This is a genomic window from Acidovorax sp., from assembly GCF_047607405.1.
In the GTDB taxonomy this organism is placed as follows: domain Bacteria; phylum Pseudomonadota; class Gammaproteobacteria; order Burkholderiales; family Burkholderiaceae_C; genus Acidovorax.
This window is the reverse complement of sequence record NZ_JASGDA010000114.1, coordinates 10,832-27,380: the sequence shown is the minus strand read 5'-3', so window position 1 is coordinate 27,380 and position 16,549 is coordinate 10,832. Positions and strand designations below refer to the sequence as shown.

Here is a 16,549-nt window from a genome sequence, read left to right as displayed (position 1 = left end):
GGCCGCCGCCACGGGCGCGGCTGCGGTGCCCGCAGCGCTGGCCAGCGCGCGCTTGAAGGCGGCCACCTCGTCCGCCTCGATGGGCTCGTAGCGGGGCGCAGGCCGTGCGGGCGCGAGCGGCGGGCGCGCAGACACGGGGGCCAACGGCGGGCGGGCGGACACGGGGGCAGGTGCGGGCTGTGCGGCAACGGGCATGGTTGCCGACACAGGCGCACGGGCGGCCAGCGGGGACACTGCGGGCGGCTGCTGCGCAACGCCTTGAGGCGACACGCCCTTTTGCGGAATGCCCACGGCCACGTGGTCGTTGATGCGCCAATAGACGGCCGTCACCACGATGTCGTAGCGGGTCTTGGCGGTCTGAGCGATCAGCGCCTCGATCTCGGACAGGCGCACGGTCTCGCCGCCGTACTCGCGGGCCAGGTCCATCATCACCAGGAACTGTCGGCCGCGCTGGTCCAGCGACAACACCTTGAACTTGTAGCTGGCCGACAGCACGCCCGCGCGCACCATGGCGTCGCGCACCACGGTGTAGAGCAGCTCGCGGCGCTCCATGCGCTCGTTCTTGCGGTTGGCGGCGTGCTCCGGCGGCAGCGGGTCGGCCACCGGCTTGCCCTGGCGGCCAGGCACGAGCGGCACGGTGGCATCGGCGTTGAGCAGGCCCAAGGGTTCGGCCGCTGGCCGGGGCTTGGAAGGGGCGGATTTGCGGCTGAACCAGCTGAACAGGGACATGGGGCTTGCTTTCTCTACGCGGACGGCGCACGGGGCCGTCGAAATCGAGTGTAACGTGATGTATGCCGAACCCCGCTCCGCCAAGGCCCCGCGCGCTGTAACAGCCGGTCAGCCTGTCAGGTGGCCGCAACGCGGCGGCGGCGGTTGCCCAGGCGCTTGGCGAGCACGGAGCCCGCAGCCATCGCCAGCCCCAGGGCGATGGCGGGCTGACGGTTGCTCAGTTCGGTAAAGCGCAGCGCAGGCAGGCTCCACAGCTTGGACGGCGCGCTGGCCTGCACGGTGGCGCTGCGGGCGCGGTGCGAGAAGAAGGCGCCTTCGCCCACCACCGAGCCGGGCCCGACGATGGCCAGGCGCAGGCGTTCCTTGTCGTCCTGGAAGTGGACGCTCAGACTGCCGCTCTCCACCAGGTACAGCGTGCGGTCGGTCGAGCCCTGGGTGAACAGCACCTGGCCCGCAGGCATGACCACGGGCAGCAGGTAGGGCGAGAGCACATCCCACTGCGCGGCGCTCAAAGGGTTGATCATGCTGTCGTCGGCGCTGGCCTGGGCGATGGCGTTGATCAGGCCCTGCAGATCGACCTTGGGGGAGACGGTGGACAAGGGAACATTCATGGTGGGGCGACGCTACCCTTGTTACAGGTGGCGCACAAGCGCTGTTTACGTCCGTTTACAACATAGGCGCCGGGCGGCGGCCTGCGTGCCGTGGCCGGGTTATTTGCCGATGCAAAAACTCGAAAAGATGACGCCCAGCAGGTCGTCGGAGCTGAACTCGCCCGTGATCTCGTTGAGCGCGTTCTGCGCCAGGCGCAGTTCCTCGGCCAGCAGGTCGAGGGCGGGGCCGGTGCTCTCCAGCTGCGCGGCTGCTTCCATCAAATGACCATCGACGGCATGCAGCGCCTGCACGTGGCGGGCGCGGGCGGTGTACAGGCCCTCGGGGGCGGATTGCCAGCCTGCGATGGCGAGCAGCTCGCGGCGCAGGGCGTCCAGGCCCTCGCCGGTCTTGGCGGACAGGCGCAGGCCGGTGGGGCTGGCAGCGGCGGGCGCGGCGTCGGCCTTGTTCCAGAGGTCGATGACGGGGATGCGGGGCGGCAGCTTGGCGGCTATGGCGGCGTCGGCGGCGGCGTAGTCGGGGGTGTCGGAGCGGGTGAGGTCGTGCAGAAAGAGCACGGCGTCGGCCGCCGCGATTTCGTCCCAGGCGCGGGCGATGCCGATCTGTTCGACCTCGTCGCTGCTGTCGCGCAGGCCCGCCGTGTCGATGATGTGCAGGGGCACGCCTTCGATCTGGATGGTCTGCTGCACCTTGTCGCGCGTGGTGCCCGCGATGGAGGTGACGATGGCCAGTTCGGCGCCCGCGAGGGCGTTGAGCAGCGAGCTTTTGCCCGCGTTGGGCTGGCCCGCGATGACGACCTTGATGCCCTCGCGCAGCAGCGCGCCCTGGCGCGTGCGCTGCATGACCTGGGCCAGGGTTTGCTGCAATTTTGATAGCTGTCCGCGCGCGTCGGCCTTGCGCAAGAAGTCGATTTCTTCTTCAGGAAAGTCCAGCGTGGCCTCGACCAGCATGCGCAGGTGGATGAGCGCATCGCGCAGGGCGTGGATCTCGGCGGAGAACGCGCCGGCCAGCGAGCGGCTGGCGCTGCGGGCGGCGGCCGAGGTGCTGGCGTCGATCAGGTCGGCGATGGCCTCGGCCTGGGCAAGATCAATCTTGCCGTTGAGGAAGGCTCGCTCGGTGAACTCGCCAGGGCGGGCGACGCGCAAGCCAGGCAGCACGCCCTGGGCGGCTTCGAGGCAGCGGGCCAGCAGCAGTTGCAGCACCACGGGGCCGCCGTGGGCTTGCAGCTCCAGCACGTCTTCGCCGGTGTAGCTGTGCGGCGCGGGGAAGTGCAGCGCCAGGCCCTGGTCGATGGCGTGGCCCTGGGCGTCGTTGAAGGGCAGGTAGGTGGCTTCGCGCGGGCGCAGGGTGCGACCCAGCAGCGCTTGTACGAACGCGGCGAGCCCCTTGCCCGAGATGCGCACGATGCCAACACCGCCCCGGCCCGGAGCGGTGGCGATGGCAGCAATGGGGTCGGCGTGGCGGGGGAGCATGCTCTGTTTTCAGGAGCTGCTTGCGCCTGCCATTCCTTTGTTTCAGATGGTTTTATATCTGAAACCCAATAATAGAAGGCGCAGGCTGCTCCTGTTTCAATAGCGCACCGGTTACTTGAATTTGGGCAGATTGAACTGCGGCGGCACGCCCATGCGGGTGTTGATGATCCACTGCTGGGCGATGGACAGCAGGTTGTTCGTCAGCCAGTACAGCACCAGGCCGGCCGGGAAGAAGAAGAACATCACGCTGAACACCAGCGGCATGAACCACATCATCTTGGCCTGCATCGGGTCCGGCGGCACCGGGTTGAGAGCCGTTTGCAGCAACGAGCTGGCGGTCATCAAGAGCGGCAGGATGAAGTACGGGTCGGGCGTGGAGAGGTCGTGGATCCAGCCGATCCAGGGCGCGTTGCGCATCTCCACGGTCGACAGCAGCACCCAGTACAGCGCGATGAACACGGGGATCTGGATCATGATGGGGAAGCACCCGCCCATGGGGTTGACCTTTTCCTCGCGGTAGATGCGCATCATCTCCTGCTGCATCTGCTGGGGCTTGTCCTTCAGGCGCTCGCGCATTTCCATGATGCGCGGGTTGATGGCCTTCATCTTGGCCATGCTGGCGTAGGCCTTGGCGTTGAGCCAGTAGAAGGCGATCTTGAGCAGCAGCACCAGCGCCACGATGGACCAGCCCCAGTTGCCCAGCAGCTTGTGCAGCTGGTCGAGCAGCCAGTACAGCGGCTTGGACAGGATAGTGAGCCAGCCGTAGTCCTTGACCAGCTCCAGGCCGGGGTAGAGCTTTTCCATCATCGTCTCGACCTGCGGGCCCGCGAACAGGCGCGCGTCGATGGTCTTGGATTGGCCGGGCTCGATGCTGCCCAGCGAGGTCAACTGCCCCACGGCGTACAGGTTGGTGTCCACCTTGCGCACGAAGGGCTCGCGCTGCGTGCCGTCGGCCAGCAGCCAGGCGGTGGCGAAGTAGTGCTGCACCATGGCGACGTAGCCGTTGGGCGAGTCCTTGGGGATCTCGACCTTGCCGTTCTCGATGTCCTTGAACTCGATCTTCTGGTACTTCTTGGCCTCGGTGAAGACCGCCGGGCCGGTGAAGGTGGAGTAGAACGACGATTCGCCCGGCGGCTTGTTGCCGTCGCGCACGAGCTGCAGGTAGAGCTGGGGCGACACGGGCGCGGTGCCGGTGTTGACCACCTCGTGCTTGACGGCGATGTCGTAGGCGCCGCGCTTGATCGTCCAGGTCTTGGCGAGCTTCACGCCGCCCACGTCGGGCGACTCGAAGCGGACGCTGATCTCGTCCTCGCCGTCCTTGAGTTCGCGCGGGCCGGGCACCACGGTCATCGCGGTCTTGTGGGTGGGGAAGCTGCCGCCGATCAAACCCGTCTGCGCCACATAGACGCGCTGCGCGCTGTCGTCCAGCAGCTGGAAGTTGCGGCTCTTGTCCGCCATGTCGGCGTGCTGGAGCAGCTCGGCATGGGTGAGCGAGCCGCCTTCGCTGTCGAAGGTCAGGCGGTACAGGTCGGTGGTCACGTGTACCTTCTCGCGCGCGGGGGCCTGCGCGGCAACCGCAGGCTGGCCCGGCACGGCCGAGGCGCCCTGGGCAGCCGCCGCCGCAGGCGTGCCGGACTGCGCAACGCCGGACGCCGCGCTTGCCGCGGGCGCCGCCGCCGTCGCCGCCGGGGTGGACGGGAAGAACGTGGCCTTGTGCCCGTTGTGCAACTGCCACTTGTCCCACAGCAGGACCATGGAAAAGCCAAAAATCACCCACAGGATGGTGCGGCGAATGTCGTTCATGAAGACTTCTTTGGTGAGGAGGGTTGGGTGTTGGAGCCGCCAGCGAACCGCGAGAACAGCCGCAATTCCTGCGGCACCGGGTCATGGCCGCCGTCGCACCAGGGGTGGCAACGGGCCAGCCTGCGCAGCGTGAGATAGCTGCCCGCCAGCGCGCCGTGGCGCTCCAGGGCTTGCAGCGAATACTGCGAGCAGGTGGGCTCGAAGCGGCAGGCCGAGCCCAGCCAGGGGCTCAGGAGCAGCCGGTAGCCCTTGACCAGGCCGATGAGCAGCGCCTGCACCATGGTCATGGCGCGCCGGCCCCGGCTGCGGCGCGGCTGAAAAGCTGCTGCAGCTCCGTGCGCACGGCCAGCCTGAGCGGCTCGGACGTGGCGCTGACGAACTGCCTGCGATCAAAGCCCGAGCGCAGCCGCACCACATGGGCAGCCGGGGCAAGCCGGGCCTCGTACCCGGCGCCCACGGCATAAATCTGCCGCTTGATGGTGTTGCGCGTGACGGCACGGCGCGCCCAGCGCTTGGGCACCATGGCGCCCAGCCACACGCCCCCTGGCGAGCCCCCCCGCGAAAACAGGGCCTGCGGCTCTGTCGGTGAGCCGGGCCCTGTGGAAGGAGGAGCGTCTGCCAGCAGCAGGCGGTGCAGCGCGAAATGCGCCGTGCGGGAGACGATGCCCCCGGCCATCGCGGCCTGGAACTGCGGGCGTGTTTTCAGCCGGAGCATGCCAGCGCAGCGAAAACCGCGCAGCTTTCGCCAGCCTCAGACGGCCAGGCGCTTGCGGCCCTTGGCGCGGCGCGCGTTGATGACGGCGCGACCGCCGCGCGTCTTCATGCGGACGAGGAAACCGTGGGTGCGCGCGCGGCGCGTCTTGGAGGGCTGGTAGGTGCGTTTCATGGTGCTCTTTTCCTAAAAATGCTCAGACGACCCTGAAGCACATTCAGGGAAACCCGCAATTATCGCAGGCTAGCCCCTGGCTGACAATGCCCCCTGCCTGGAAGACCCTTTCGGGGGCCGCATCCAGATTGTGGATAACTTCTTGACAAGCTACAATCCGCCGCTCACCGCCGTTCCTCCTATCCACAACAAGAATTTTTCCGCCGCAATGACCGAGGAACCCTCCCGCAGCCCCCTTCTCACCGCGACAGACACCGCCGCCGATGCAGGCCAGGGGCTGTGGCAAGCCTGCGCAGACCAGCTGGCGCAAGAGCTGCCCGAGCAGCAATTCAACACCTGGATCAAGCCCCTGACGGCCCTGGTGGCCGAGGACTTTTCCAAGGTGACCCTGCTCGTGGGCAACCGCTTCAAGCTCGACTGGATCCGCGCCCAGTACGCGGGCCGCATCGCGGCGCTGCTGGAGGGGCTGTATGGCCAGCCCGTTCCGCTGGAGTTAGCGCTTGCTCAGCGCGAATCCGTTGCCCGCACCTATGTCCGCCCCGCAGCTGCCGAGGCGCCGGTGCAGCACATGGCGACCGAGCCATCGGTACATGGCGGCGACGAAGCCACCCCCAGCGCCTTCCGCAACCGGCTGAACGCGGCGCTGACTTTCGAGACGCTGGTGGAAGGCACGGCCAACCGCATGGCGCGCTCGGCAGCCATGCACGTGGCGGGCACGCCGGGGCATTTGTACAACCCCTTGTTCATCTACGGCGGCGTGGGCCTGGGCAAGACCCACCTGGTGCATGCCGTGGGCAACCGGCTGCTGCAAGACCGGCCCGATGCCAAAGTTCTCTACATCCATGCCGAGCAGTTCGTGTCGGATGTGGTTAAGGCGTACCAGCGGCGCACCTTCGACGAGTTCAAGGAGCGCTACCACTCGCTCGACCTGCTGCTGATCGACGACGTGCAGTTCTTCGCCAACAAGGATCGCACGCAGGAAGAATTCTTCAACGCCTTCGAGGCGCTGCTGGCCAAGAAGAGCCACATCGTGATGACTTCGGACACGTACCCGAAGGGCCTGGCCAACATCCACGAGCGGCTGGTGTCGCGCTTCGACTCGGGGCTGACGGTGGCCATCGAGCCGCCCGAGCTGGAGATGCGCGTCGCCATCCTCATCAACAAGGCGCGCGCCGAGGGTGCGGAGATGCCCGAGGAGGTGGCCTTTTTCGTCGCCAAGAACGTGCGCAGCAACGTGCGCGAACTGGAAGGCGCGCTGCGCAAGATACTGGCGTACTCGCGCTTCAACCAGAAGGAAGTCTCCATCCAGCTCGCGCGCGAGGCGCTGCGCGACCTGCTGTCCATCCAGAACCGCCAGATCAGCGTGGAGAACATCCAGAAGACCGTGGCCGACTACTACAAGATCAAGGTGGCGGACATGTACAGCAAGAAGCGCCCGGCCAGCATCGCCCGGCCGCGCCAGATCGCCATGTACCTGGCCAAGGAGCTGACGCAAAAGAGCCTGCCCGAGATCGGCGAGCTGTTCGGCGGGCGCGACCACACGACGGTGCTGCACGCGGTGCGCAAGATCGCCGCCGAGCGCCAGACCAATACCGAACTGAACCAGCAGCTGCACGTGCTGGAGCAGACCCTCAAGGGTTGAACGGAAGCGACAACATAACGGGGCAAAATGGCGGGTTGCGCACCGTCCCGAAACATACGAGAGGTTGAGAAGTCATGATCGTCCTGAAGGCAACACAAGACAAGGTCCTCGCGGTCCTGCAATCGGTGGCCGGCATCGTGGAGCGCCGCCATACGCTGCCCATCCTGGCCAATGTGCTGATCCGCAAGACGGGCAACGCGATCCAGTTGACGACCAGCGACCTCGAAATCCAGATCCGCACCACCGCCGAGCTGGGCGGCGACACGGGCGACTTCACCACCACCGTGGGCGCGCGCAAGCTCATCGACATCCTGCGCACCATGCCCGGCGACCAGACGGTGAGCCTGGAGTCGGCCCAGTCCAAGCTCATCCTGAAGGGCGGCAAGAGCCGCTTCACGCTGCAAAGCCTGCCCGCCGAGGACTTCCCGCTGGTGCAGGAGTCCGCCGCCTTCGGTCCCGCGTTCAGCGTGCCGCAGAAGACGCTGAAGGACTTGCTGTCGCAGGTGTCGTTCGCCATGGCGGTGCAGGACATCCGCTACTACCTGAACGGCATCCTGTTCGTGGCCGAGGGCAAGACGCTCAGCCTCGTCGCCACCGACGGCCACCGCCTGGCCTTTGCCAGCAGCCAGCTGGACGTGGAGGTGCCCAGGCAGGAAGTCATTCTGCCGCGCAAGACCGTGATCGAGCTGCAGCGCCTGCTCTCCGACGCGGGCGGCGAGAACCAGCCCCACATCGAGATGCAGTTCGCCAACAACCAGGCGAAGTTCACCTTCGGCGGCATGGAGTTCGTCACCAAGCTGGTCGAGGGCAAGTTCCCCGACTACAACCGCGTGATCCCGCGCAACCACAAGAACAGCCTCACCCTGGGCCGCGCGCCGCTGCTGGCCAGCCTGCAGCGCACGGCCATCATGACCAGCGACAAGTTCAAGGGCGTGCGCCTGAACCTGGAGCCCGGCACGCTGCGCGTGGCGTCCAACAACGCCGAGCAGGAAGAGGCGGTGGACGAGCTGGACATCGACTACGGCGGCGACGCCATCGAGATCGGCTTCAACGTCACCTACCTCATCGACGCGCTGGCCAACATGGGGCAGGACATGGTGAAGGTGGAGCTGTCGGACGGCAACAGCTCGGCGCTGCTCACCATCCCCGAAAACGACAGCTTCAAGTACGTCGTGATGCCGATGCGCATCTGACCGCATTACTACTATTTTTATAGCTGCCAGCGCTTGCTGCATAAGCGCTAGCGGCCATTTTGGCTATAGAAATCCATGACCAACGAGAACACACCGAACCCCAGCGGCGGCAGCTACGACGAGTCGTCCATTCAAATCCTCGAAGGTCTGGAAGCGGTGCGCAAGCGCCCCGGCATGTACATCGGCGACACCAGCGACGGCACGGGCCTGCACCACCTCGTGTTTGAAGTGGTGGACAACTCCATCGACGAGGCGCTGGCCGGGCACTGCGACGACATCGTGGTCACCATCCACAGCGACAACTCCATCAGCGTGACCGACAACGGTCGCGGCATTCCCACCGGGGTGAAGATGGACGACAAGCACGAGCCCAAGCGCAGCGCCGCCGAGATCGCGCTGACCGAGCTGCACGCGGGCGGCAAGTTCAACCAGAACAGCTACAAGGTCTCGGGCGGCCTGCACGGCGTGGGCGTGAGCTGCGTGAACGCCCTGAGCAAATGGCTGCGCCTGACGGTGCGCCAGGGCGGCAAGGTACACCAGATCGAGTTCGCCAAGGGCTTCGTGCAGAACCGGCTGCTGGAGACGGTGGACGGCTTTGAAGTCTCGCCCATGAGGGTGACGGGCGCGACGGAAAAGCGCGGCACCGAGGTCCACTTTCTGCCCGACACGGAAATCTTTCAGCAGAACCACGAGTTCCACTACGAAATCCTCGCCAAGCGCCTGCGCGAGTTGAGCTTCCTGAACAACGGCGTGCGCATCCGCCTGAAGGACGAGCGCGATGGCCGCGAGGACGACTTCTCCGGCGCGGGCGGCGTCAAGGGCTTCGTCGAGTTCATCAACGGCAGCAAGAAAGTGCTGCACCCCACGGCCTTCCACGCCAACGGCTCGCGCCCTGCCGACACCTACGGCGGCATCCCCGGCACCGAGATCGGTGTGGAAGTGGCGATGCAGTGGAACGACGGCTACAACGAGCAGGTGCTCTGCTTCACCAACAACATCCCGCAGCGCGACGGCGGCACCCACCTGACCGGCCTGCGCGCCGCGATGACGCGCGTGATCGGCAAGTACATCGCCGACAACGAACTGGCCAAGAAGGCCAAGGTGGAAGTCAGCGGCGACGACATGCGCGAGGGCCTGTGCTGCGTGCTGTCGGTCAAGGTGCCCGAGCCCAAGTTCAGCAGCCAGACCAAGGACAAGCTCGTCAGCAGCGAAGTGCGCGCGCCGGTCGAGGACATCGTCGCCAAGGCGCTGACCGAGTACCTGGAAGAAAAACCCAACGACGCCAAGATCCTCTGCGGCAAGATCGTCGAAGCCGCCCGCGCGCGCGAGGCTGCGCGCAAGGCGCGCGAGATGACGCGCCGCAAGGGCGTGCTCGACGGCATGGGCCTGCCCGGCAAGCTGGCCGACTGCCAGGAGAAAGACCCGGCGCTGTGCGAGATCTACATCGTCGAGGGCGACTCCGCCGGCGGCTCCGCCAAGCAGGGCCGCGACCGCAAGTTCCAGGCCATCCTGCCGCTGCGCGGCAAGATCCTGAACGTGGAAAAGGCGCGCTACGAGAAGCTGCTCTCCAGCAACGAAATCGTCACCCTCATCACGGCCCTGGGCACCGGCATCGGCAAGGTTGCCGTCGAATCGGGCAAGAGCGGCGCGGACGACTTCGACGCCGCCAAGCTGCGCTACCACCGCATCATCATCATGACCGACGCCGACGTGGACGGCGCCCACATCCGCACGCTGCTGCTCACCTTCTTCTACCGCCAGATGCCCGAATTGGTGGAGCGCGGCCACATCTACATCGCGCAGCCGCCGCTCTACAAGGTGAAGAACGGCAAGGAAGAGCTGTACCTGAAGGACGGCCCCGCGCTCGACCAGTACCTGCTGCGCATCGCGCTGAACCACGCCAGCGTCCACACCGGCACGGGCCAGACGCTGACCGGCGACACCCTGGCCGAGCTGGCGCGCAAGCACCAGGTGGCCGAAAGCGTGATCGCGCGCTTGTCGGCCTTCATGGACCAGGAAGCCCTGCGCGCCATCGCCGACGGCGTGGCCGTGCAGCTCGACACCGTGGAGCAGGCCGAAGCCAGCGCCGTCGCCATGCAGGCCAAGCTAGCGGAACTCTCCGCCACCGGCGTGCCGCCCGAAGTGGCGGGCGAATTCGACGCCCGCACCGACAAACCCATCCTGCGCATCAGCCGCCGCCACCACGGCAACGTCAAGAGCAGCATCCTCACGCAGGACTTCGTCCACGGCGCCGACTACGCCGCCCTGGCCGAAGCCGCCGAAACCTTCCGCGGCCTGCTGGGCGAAGGCGCGAAGGTAGTGCGCGGCGAAGGCGAGAAGGCCAAGGAAGAAAAAGTGGGCGACTTCCGCCAGGCCATGGCCTGGCTCATCAGCGAAGCCGAGCGCACCACCGCCCGCCAGCGCTACAAGGGCCTGGGCGAGATGAACCCCGAGCAACTCTGGGAAACCACCATGGATCCCGAGGTGCGGCGCCTGCTGCGCGTGCAGATCGACGATGCGATCGAGGCGGATCGGGTGTTCACGATGCTGATGGGCGACGAGGTGGAGCCGCGCCGGGACTTCATCGAAACGAATGCGCTGAGGGCGGGCAACATCGACGTGTGACCCGCACGGCACCATGCCCACCCTGAGCCAGCAGCGCACCCAAAAATACATCGCCGCCCGCCAGCAGCACCCTGCCTGGCTGTTGCTGGCCTCGCGCCGGGCACCGCTGATGTTGAGCGGCCTGGAGGCGCTGTTCGAGCACCAGCCCGGCGGCGTGCCGTTCGATACCGCCGTGCAGGCGCTGGCCGATCTGCTGGGCGCGCACGCCAACCAGCCCGAGTACGAGATCGACCCCGCCGACCTGCTGGCCCAGGCGCGGCGCGAGTTGCGCGAGTGGATACGGCGCGGCCTCGTCACCGAGCGCGAGGGGCGCGTACACGAGACGGATGCGCTCAAGACCGCCATGCGCTTCGTGGCGCAGCTCGACCACCGCATGATGACTTCCACCGCCTCACGCCTGGCCGTGGTGCAGCGCGAAATCGACAACCTGGCCGCCGCGCTCGACCCCGACCCCAAGAGCCGCGCCGAGCACCTGCAGCGCCGCATCAACGATCTGCAGCAGCAGCTCGAAGACGTGCAGGAAGGCCGCGTGTCGGTGCTGACCGAAGCGCAGGCCATCGAAGGCATCCGCGAGGTCTATGCGCTCGCCACCAGCCTGCGCGCCGACTTCCGCCGCGTGGAGGACTCATGGCGCGAGGCCGACCGCGCGCTGCGCCAGGCCATCCTCAGCGCCCAGCACCATCGTGGCGCGGTGATGGATCGGCTGCTCGGCGGCCATGCCGAACTGCTCAATACGCAGGAAGGCCGCGTGTTCGAGAGCTTCCAGCAGCAACTCGACCACCAGAGCGAGCTCGCCGAGATGCGCGCCCGCATCCGCGCCATCGTGGAACACCGCGCAAGCAGCCAGGCGCTGGACGACGTGCAGCGCGCCGAACTGCGCCTGCTGGTGCAGCAGCTCATCGCCGAAGCCAAGCTGGTGCAGGCCGTGCGCGCCCGCAGCGAGCGCGAGGTGAGCCAGTTCATGAAAACCGGCCAGGCAGTCGAGAACCAGCGCGTGGGCCAATTGCTCAACGACATCCTGCAACAAGCGTTGGAAGTCGATTGGCAGCGCCAGGCCGTGCGCCGCCAGCCCGCGCCGCTGCCGCCGCTCTCCACATCGCTGGCCAACCTGCCGCTGATCGAGCGCCTGCGCGCCAAATCGCTCGATGGCGGCGGCGAGTCCGAACTACTGCTCGCCACGCAATACGCCGACCTGAACCAGATGGACGACGAGTTCTGGCAAGCCTTCGAGGGGCTGGATCGTGAAGCCCTGCTGCGCCAAACCCTGCAAACGCTGGAGCAAGGCCGCCAGCCGCTGACCCTGGCCGCGCTGGCCGAGGCACTGCCGCCTGGCGAACACGACCTGGAAACCCTGGCCCTGTGGCTGGCACTGGCGCGCGAATCCGGCGCGGCGTTTGACGACGCGCCGCCCGAGCAGATCGCCACCACCTTCCAGGGCCAGCCCTGGCGCTTCACTGTGCCGCGTGTGGCATTGGAAGCGCAAGCCGTGCGAGCGCTGGATATGGATTCACTATGAAATCAGCATCTAACGCTTGCTGGGCAAGCGCAAGCAGCTCACTTTTTTGAATATGCCGCCAGATATCTTCGACCAATGGGCCGACGCCGCAGCCCCCGCAAGCCCCGAAGCCAGCGACGCGCCCATTGCAGACACCACTCCCACCCCAGACCCCGCCCCCGCCACGCCTGCGCTGCTGCGCCGCGCCCTGCAAGACCTGCTGAAAAACGGCCTGCTCGAACAATCCGCCAAGCCCCACCTGTTCCGCCAGATCGCCGCCGACACCGCCCGCATCAACACGCTGCTGGAGCCGCTGGATTTGCAGGTGAAGGTGGACGACCACCGGGGCCTGGCCTTCGTTGCCGTGGCCGCCGGCTACCAGCCCGAGGGCGACGACGAGGACGAATGGACGCACCCGCTGGTGCGCCGCCAGCGGCTGACACTGGAGCAGTCGCTGCTGATCGCCATCCTGCGGCGCGAGTTTCTGCAGCGCGAGCAGGAAGGCGGGCTGGGCGTACCCGTGCAACTGGCCGTCGAAAGCCTGCTGCCGCAGCTCGAAATCTACCTGGGCAGTACCGGCAGCGACATGCAGGAGCGCAAGCGCCTGCTGAACCTGCTCGATCACCTGCGCGCGCACGGCGTCGTCTCCGACGTGGACGCGCAGGAGCGCATCACCATCCGCCCCATGATCGTCCACCTCGCCAACCCCGAGAACCTGCAAGCCCTGCTGCAACGCCTGCGCGAGATCGGCAACGCCGCCGATGAAGGCACAGCATGAGCACCGGCTACCGCCTGCAAGAGCTGCACCTGTACAACTGGGGCGCGTTCGCGGGCCGCCATCAGGCGACGATCGACGCGGACAACACCGCCGTCATCGGCTCCACGGGCAGCGGCAAGACCACGCTGATCGACGCGCTGATGACGCTGCTGTGCGCCAACCCGCGCTACAACCTGGCATCCACCGGCGGGCATGAAAGCGACCGCGATCTGGTTTCCTACGTACGCGGCGCGAGCGGCCCCGGCAACGACAGCGGCGACCACCTGGCGCGCACGGGCCGCTGCGTGACCGGCATCGCCGCGAGGCTGGTGCGCGATGGTGAAGACGTGTGGCTGGGCGCCATCCTCTGGTTCGACGGCAGCAGCTCCAGCATCACCGACCTGAACCGCCGCTGGTGCTTTGCACGCGGGCCGGGGCACGGGCTGGACGTGTGGCTCGAAGAACACCACGCGGGCGGCGCACGCGCCCTGGGCAAGCTGGAGAAGGCGACCGACGGCCTGCAGTTCTTCACCAGCAAGTCCGCCTACCTGGCGCGGCTGCAGCGCTTCTTCGAGGTCGGCCCCAACGCTTTCACGCTGCTCAACCGCGCGGCGGGGCTGAAGCAGCTCAACAGCATCGACGACATCTTCCGCGAGCTGGTGCTGGACGACCACAGCGCCTTCGACGACGCGCTGCAAGTTGCGGGCAGCTTCGACGAACTCGCCGCCATCCACGCCGAGCTGGAGCTTGCCAACCGCCAATACCTCGCCCTGCTGCCGCTGCGCGACCTGGCCGCGCGGGAGACTGCGGAATACCAGCGCCTGCAAGACCTGCGCCTGCTGCACGCCGCGCTGCCGCACTGGTTCGCCGCGCAGGGCGAGCGCCTGTGGCGCGAGCGCGTGGCCGCGCTGGACACCGCGCTCGATGCAGGCGAGCAGCAGATCGACGCCGCCCGCACCATGCACAAGGCAGCTGAAGGCGAAGCCCACGCCCTGCTCGAAAACTACCTGCGCTGCGGCGGCAGCGACGTGAGCACGCTGGAAGCCAGCATCAAGCTCCAGCAAGATGTGCTGACCCAGCGCCAGGCCGACGCCGCCCACTACCGCACCCTGGCGCACAACCTGGGCCTGCCATGCCCGGACACCCTCAGCGCGCAAACGCTGGCCGAACACCAGCAGCAGGCCGCGCCAGCGCTGCAGGCGCTGCAAGCGCAGCAGCGCGATCTGCAGGACGCCGCAGAGCAGGCCGTGGCCAACGAGCGCAACGCCCACGCCGCGCTGCAAGCCCTGCACGCCGAACTGCACGCCGTGCGCCAGCGCCCCGGCTCCAACCTGCCTGCGGAGTTCACCCAGTTCCGAGCCGACCTCGCCGAGCACCTGCAGCTGAGTGCCGACGCGCTGCCCTTCGCCGCCGAGCTGGTCGAAGTGCAGAAAAACCAGCAGCCCTGGCGTGGCGCCATCGAACGTGCCTTGGGTAGCCACCGCCTGCGCATCCTCGTGCCGCCCGAGGCGGTGGACGGCGCGCTGCGCTGGGTCAACCAGCGGCACAACCGGTTGCACGTGCGCCTGCTCGAAGTGCGCGAACCGGCCACGCCCGCATCGTTCATGGCGGACGGCTTTGCACGCAAGCTCAACATCAAGCCCCACGCCTACGAAAGCGCGCTGCGCAAGCTGCTGGCCGACAACGACCGCCACTGCGTGGACAGCCCCGAAGCCCTGCGCACCACCCCGCACGCGATGACGCGCGAGGGGCTGATGTCAGGCACCGCCCTCCATTTCGACAAGCAGGACCAGAAGGACATTCGCCAGAATTGGATGACCGGCTTCGACAACCGCGACCGCCTCGCACACCTGGCGCAGCGCATCGCCGACGCCGAAGGCCCATGGAGAGCGCTACAAAAAACAAAGCAATCTGCGCAAGCTGCACAAGCGCTGACGGCCCAAAAGCATCAAAGCTGGCAGCAGCTGCAATCCCTGCGCTGGGACACCCTCGACACCGCCGCCGCCAGTGCGCAGCTGCAGCACCTGCAAACGCGGCTGGCCGACTTGCTCGACCCGCAATCCGACGCCGCACAGGCCAAGGCACGCTGGGAGGCTGGGCAGGCACAGGCCAAGACGGCCGCCGACGCCCTGCGCCAACACGAGACCGCACAGGCCGCCACCCAGGCCCACCGCGACTCCGCCCAGGCCCGCCATGCTGAATACGCGCAGCGCCTGTCCGCCCATGACGGCGACGCCGAACAGCACCACGACGCCATCACCGCCCTGCTGGCCGAGCCGCCCGCCTGCGACCACCTCGACCGCCAGGAACGCGAAACCCAAGCCCGAACCAGCGCGCAGATCGACAAGCAGACCCGCCAACTCGCCGACCTGCACAACGACATCATTCGCCAGATGGGCCGCGCCCAAAAGGAAGACCGCGGCGCGCTCACCGACCACCCGCAAGAAATCGAAGCGCTGTCGCCCTACCTGGAACGCCTGCGCGTGCTGGAGGAAGAAGACCTGCCCGCCAAGCGCCAGAGCTTTCAGGAATACCTCAACACCGCATCCGACCAGGGCGTGAGCACGCTGCTGCGCGGCATCGAGGCGCAAGTCACCGAAATCACCGAGCGCATCGCCGAACTCAACCAGACCCTGGCGCGCGTGGACTTCCAGAGCGGTCGCTACCTGCAACTCGCGCCCCAGCCCGTCGTCCACCCCAGCCTGCAAGCCCTGCACAAGGCCATGCAGCACCTGCGCAGCGAACGCCTGCGAGACGACGGCGGCCAGGCCCACTACCAGGCACTGCGCGCGATGGTCGAACTGCTGCGCGAACACGCCACCAACCGCCGCACCAAGGCCGCGCAGGCGCTGCTAGACGCCCGCTACCGCCTGCAATTCGCCGTCCACGTGCTAGACCGCGCAAGCGGCGAAGTGCTGGAGCGCCGCACCGGCTCGCAAGGCGGCAGCGGCGGCGAGAAGGAAATCATCGCCAGCTACGTGCTCACCGCATCCCTCAGCTACGCCCTGTGCCCCAAGGGCCGCAGCCAGCCGCTGTTCGCCACCATCGTGCTCGACGAGGCATTCTCCAAAAGCTCCCAGGCCGTCGCGGCGCGCATCATCCAGGCGCTGCGCGAATTCAGTTTGCATGCGCTGTTCGTCACGCCGAACAAGGAACTGCGGCTGCTGCGGCAGCACACGCGCAGCGCGGTGTTGGTACACCGGCGCGGACGGCAGGCGGTGCTGGCGTCGATGCGGTGGGAAGAACTGGAGGCGCAGGCGCTGGGGCGCAAAAATATGGATCGAAATGACCTCCAGCCCGTACCTATCAAGCGCCAGTAGCTACCATTTTTGATGCGC

13 protein-coding genes are annotated in these 16,549 nt (G+C 67.2%); 6 read left to right on the top strand and 7 right to left on the bottom strand.

What is annotated here, in order from left to right:
- From QM569_RS13990 to rpmH, 7 genes are all read right to left on the bottom strand, one after another.
- Positions 1 to 729, bottom strand: a 729-nt coding sequence (locus QM569_RS13990) for a hypothetical protein (RefSeq protein WP_414987843.1), incomplete at its 3' end; no start/stop codon positions are given.
- Between the two features lie 116 nt (positions 730 to 845).
- The gene (locus QM569_RS13985; RefSeq protein WP_414987842.1) at positions 846 to 1,340 is read right to left on the bottom strand and encodes a Crp/Fnr family transcriptional regulator; all 495 of its coding nucleotides are present in this window, start codon (positions 1,338 to 1,340) and stop codon (positions 846 to 848) included.
- Between the two features lie 99 nt (positions 1,341 to 1,439).
- Entirely contained in the window at positions 1,440 to 2,810 is a 1,371-nt protein-coding gene (mnmE, locus tag QM569_RS13980) for a tRNA uridine-5-carboxymethylaminomethyl(34) synthesis GTPase MnmE (RefSeq protein ID WP_414987841.1), read from the bottom strand.
- Positions 2,811 to 2,921: 111 nt separating this feature from the next.
- Positions 2,922 to 4,613, bottom strand: a complete 1,692-nt coding sequence (gene yidC / locus QM569_RS13975; protein ID WP_414987840.1) for a membrane protein insertase YidC — start codon at positions 4,611 to 4,613, stop codon at positions 2,922 to 2,924.
- Positions 4,610 to 4,894 (bottom strand): membrane protein insertion efficiency factor YidD, encoded by a 285-nt coding sequence (gene yidD, locus QM569_RS13970; RefSeq protein ID WP_414987844.1) that lies wholly within the window; start codon positions 4,892 to 4,894, stop codon positions 4,610 to 4,612. Before yidD ends, yidC begins: the two co-directional genes overlap by 4 nt.
- A gap of 2 nt (positions 4,895 to 4,896) precedes the next feature.
- Complete coding sequence (locus QM569_RS13965; protein WP_414987839.1) at positions 4,897 to 5,328, bottom strand: ribonuclease P protein component; 432 nt, start codon at positions 5,326 to 5,328, stop codon at positions 4,897 to 4,899.
- A 36-nt stretch (positions 5,329 to 5,364) separates the two neighbouring features.
- Complete coding sequence (gene rpmH, locus QM569_RS13960; protein WP_005798102.1) at positions 5,365 to 5,499, bottom strand: 50S ribosomal protein L34; 135 nt, start codon at positions 5,497 to 5,499, stop codon at positions 5,365 to 5,367.
- A 208-nt stretch (positions 5,500 to 5,707) separates the two neighbouring features.
- On the opposite strand from rpmH, the gene dnaA reads away from it, so the two are divergent.
- The 6 genes from dnaA to QM569_RS13930 all read left to right on the top strand — a co-directional run bounded on the left by dnaA (position 5,708) and on the right by QM569_RS13930 (position 16,531).
- Complete coding sequence (gene dnaA / locus QM569_RS13955) at positions 5,708 to 7,141, top strand: chromosomal replication initiator protein DnaA (RefSeq protein WP_414987838.1); 1,434 nt, start codon at positions 5,708 to 5,710, stop codon at positions 7,139 to 7,141.
- Positions 7,142 to 7,215: 74 nt separating this feature from the next.
- The gene (gene dnaN, locus QM569_RS13950; protein WP_414987837.1) at positions 7,216 to 8,334 is read left to right on the top strand and encodes a DNA polymerase III subunit beta; all 1,119 of its coding nucleotides are present in this window, start codon (positions 7,216 to 7,218) and stop codon (positions 8,332 to 8,334) included.
- Between the two features lie 75 nt (positions 8,335 to 8,409).
- Positions 8,410 to 10,959 carry a DNA topoisomerase (ATP-hydrolyzing) subunit B gene (gene gyrB / locus QM569_RS13945; protein WP_414987836.1) on the top strand — a complete coding sequence of 850 codons (2,550 nt, stop codon included), beginning with the start codon at positions 8,410 to 8,412 and terminating at the stop codon, positions 10,957 to 10,959.
- A gap of 13 nt (positions 10,960 to 10,972) precedes the next feature.
- Positions 10,973 to 12,475: a DUF3375 family protein gene (locus QM569_RS13940; protein ID WP_414987835.1), complete on the top strand. Its 1,503-nt coding sequence runs from the start codon at positions 10,973 to 10,975 to the stop codon at positions 12,473 to 12,475.
- A gap of 52 nt (positions 12,476 to 12,527) precedes the next feature.
- Positions 12,528 to 13,232, top strand: coding sequence for a DUF4194 domain-containing protein (locus QM569_RS13935; RefSeq protein ID WP_414987834.1), 705 nt, complete (start codon positions 12,528 to 12,530; stop codon positions 13,230 to 13,232).
- On the top strand, positions 13,229 to 16,531 hold the full coding sequence (locus QM569_RS13930; protein WP_414987833.1) for an ATP-binding protein: 3,303 nt from the start codon (positions 13,229 to 13,231) through the stop codon (positions 16,529 to 16,531). Before QM569_RS13935 ends, QM569_RS13930 begins: the two co-directional genes overlap by 4 nt.
- Positions 16,532 to 16,549 lie beyond the last annotated feature (18 nt).